The sequence below is a fragment of the Mycobacterium sp. TH-M106 genome, from assembly GCF_057473765.1.
Genome location: NZ_JBYCLE010000373.1, coordinates 1 through 2237 on the forward strand (window position 1 = coordinate 1; position 2237 = coordinate 2237).

2 protein-coding genes are annotated in these 2237 nt (G+C 70.7%); both read right to left on the minus strand.

Annotated elements, in window-relative coordinates; translation table 11 throughout:
• Positions 1 to 194 precede the first annotated feature (194 nt).
• Positions 195 to 1457, minus strand: coding sequence for an NAD(P)/FAD-dependent oxidoreductase (locus tag AC2VOP_RS13250; RefSeq protein WP_486961399.1), 1263 nt, complete (start codon positions 1455 to 1457; stop codon positions 195 to 197).
• Between the two features lie 55 nt (positions 1458 to 1512).
• Positions 1513 to 2237: MFS transporter (locus tag AC2VOP_RS13255; protein WP_486961400.1), on the minus strand; the 725-nt coding region annotated here is incomplete at its 5' end.

Sequence of the window (2237 nt, forward strand, 5' to 3'; positions counted from 1 at the left end):
GACTCGAACCCCTGACCCCCACACTGCCAGTGTGGTGCGCTACCAGCTGCGCCATAGCCCCGTGAAGCTGCCCATCGAAGCTACACCACCGCAAACCGGCGTTCAACGCCGCCGGTTGGACGGGTAGGGGCTGCCTGCAGGCGGTCGCGGGTCTGCCGTGTCATCCACACGCGTTGCGGATCGGTCCCGACGGCTTAGGGTCTGCGCAGCGGGTCGAATTCACGCAGCACCGCGGACTGTTTGCCGGTGCTGATCTGCTCGGCCAGCAGCCGCCCAGTCGCCGGTCCGTGCGTCATACCCCACATGCCGTGGCCGCCGGCGACATAGACGGTCCGCGCCGACACCTCCCCAACCACCGGACGACCGTCCGGGCTCACCGGACGCGGGCCGACCCACACCTCGTCGCGTTCGTCCCAGCGCACCCCCGCCAGCAGTGGGCGCGCCGCGTCGACGATGGCCTCGACCCGCGCCGCGACGGCCGGGGCGTCGGGGTCGCGGAACTCCATCGTGCCCGCGACCCGCAGTTTGTCGCCCAACGGCGTACAGGCCACCCGGGCGTCCGGCAGGTAAATCGGACCGGGGACCGGACTGTCCACCGGCACCGTGAAGGAGTAGCCGCGCCCGGCCTGCACCGGCACCCGGACCCAGCGCTTCGCCAACCGGGACAGCCAGGCGCCGGTGGCGATGACCGCCACCGGCGCGGTCACCGTCCGACCGTCGCGGGCGCTCACCGTGACGCCGTCTCCAGCGGGAACCACGTCGGCGACGTCCATGGTGTGCAGCTGCGCCCCGCGTTCGACGACGGCGCGGCCCAGCGCGGTCACGAAGTGCCCGGGGTTGACGAAACGCTGACCACCGATCTGGACCGCGTAGCTCACCGCGCCCGACGCCAGCGGCACCTGCTCGCGAACGGCCGCCCCGGTCAACTCCGTGGTGGACACCGGCTGGCCCGCGGCGGAGAACCGCCGCAGCTCGTCCAGGGTCCGCTCGGCCTCGGCCGCCGAGCGGAACAGCGCGGTGATCGGCGCCTCAGTGAGCGCCGCGTCGACCCCGTTGTCCACCAACACGTCGTAGGCTTCCAGGCACTCGGCGTTCAGCGGTAGGTTTGCCCGCACCGCGCGGCGCCACGAGGATCGTCGGGAGTGTGCTGCGAAGCGGAGCAGAAACTTCCACACCGCCGGGTCGGCGGTAGGTGAGATCTGCAGCGGCGCAGTTGAACTCAGCATCGATCGCAGGCCGAAACGCAGGTTGTCGGGCTCGTTGAGCGGGATGGCCAACGCCGGTGAGATCCAGCCCGCATTGCCCCAGGAGGAACCGGCCGCCACGCCGCTGCGGTCGACCACGGTGACGTCGACACCGCGCTCCTGCAGGAACCAGGCTGTCGACAAACCGACGATGCCCGCTCCCACCACAACCGCGGACCGCGGTGCACCGTCGAAACGGTTGGTGTTGACCATCACTCCATGCTAGTGCGGCGATTCCGTGCGGCGGTTGCTCCGATGGCCGAGAAGCTCAGCCCTGTTCGGCCGCCGCGCCAAGCGGGGCCCCAACCGGACTCCGCGGCTGCTCGACGCGTTCAGCAGCCGATCGGGCCCCGTCACCCGCGGCGGGTGACCCTTGGGCATCCACGACCGAGGCAGCGGCGGGTGCCCGCGTTTCCGGCGCGACCATCCAGCCGGCCGCCGCCACCAGCAGAACCGCGCCGCTGACAACGAAACTCCACCCGAAGGACAGCTGCTCGGCGATCATCCCGACCGCAGCCGAGCCGGTGATCGCCCCGAGATCTGCCATCATCTGGAAAGTCGCCACCGCGGTGCCGGCCCGGGCCTGGTTGCCGATGATATCGGCGATCACGGCCTGCTGCGGCGCGCTGTACATGCCCAGCGCCACACCGGTCAGAAATGCCGCGACCATGAATGCTGGCACCGATGACGTCGCTCCGAGCAGCATCGTCGCAACCCCGGACACCACCAGCCCGGTGATGAGCGGACCTCGCCGGCCCATCCGGTCGGACAGGTAGCCGCTGGGGATCACCGCGCAGACGTTGCCGATCGCGATCGTCGCCAGCACCAGACCCACAACTCCCGGGCCACGGCCCAGGACCTCGGTGACGAACAACGGCACCAGCGCGACCCGCAAGCCGAACACCGACCAGCCGGTGGCGAAGTTCGACAGCAACGCCGACCGGTACGCCGGATGGCGCATCGCGACCCGCAGCGGCACCGTGGGTTCCACCG

Coding starts and splice junctions, on each gene's coding strand:
- AC2VOP_RS13250 (WP_486961399.1), bottom strand. CDS start 1,457: ATGGTCAACACCAACCGTTTCGACGGTGCACCGCGGTCCGCGGTTGTG.